This window comes from Halomonas sp. AOP7-B1-5 (assembly GCF_052353045.1).
Classification (GTDB): Bacteria; Pseudomonadota; Gammaproteobacteria; order Pseudomonadales; family Halomonadaceae; genus Vreelandella; species Vreelandella colorata.
The window spans coordinates 1-521 of record NZ_JBQTDC010000131.1; the positions used below are offsets into that span (position 1 = coordinate 1).

The following is a 521-nucleotide window of genomic DNA, read 5'->3' on the forward strand; positions in this document are numbered from 1 at the left end:
CTTGCAGGGCGCGGAAGCTCATCCGGCCCAGGGCATCGTACTGGTACTGCTGGCCGCCGTTGGCCTGCGCGCCGCGCAGGGTGAGATGGTCCAACTGGCCGAGGTTCGTATAACCGCGCTCTAGAATCAGCGGTTGCGTCTGGTCGCCACTGCCGAGGCTGACGCGGCGCTGAGTCTCGCGGTGTAGGGCGTCGGGCTCCAGGGCGATGTCCAGGTTCAGGTCCGGCGCGCTCAACCCGTGCAGGTGGCCGCTGCCGTAGGTGTGCCAGTTCAGCGCGGGAAGGTCGCCAAACTGGCTCGCTTGCGGGGCGCCGTTGGCGGTAAGGGTGTGGTGTTGCTGCCACTGCCAGGGGCTTCCGCCTTCGAGACCTACGTGGCGCTGCTGTTCGCCGGTCAGCCGTTGAGCGTGGTCGTAGCTGAACGTTACTTCGCCATGGTCGTTGGTCACACTCATTAGTTGGCCGTTGGCGCCCCAGCGGTACTGCTCTTGACTTGCCGGGGTTTGCTCGGTGGCGGGCAAG

General features: G+C 66.2%; 1 protein-coding gene. It reads right to left on the reverse strand.

From position 1 onward, the window contains the following. A partial coding sequence (locus ACT3XD_RS19715) for a hypothetical protein (protein ID WP_444280714.1) occupies window positions 1-454 on the reverse strand: 454 nt, incomplete at its 3' end. Between the last annotated feature and the right edge of the window lie 67 nt (window positions 455-521).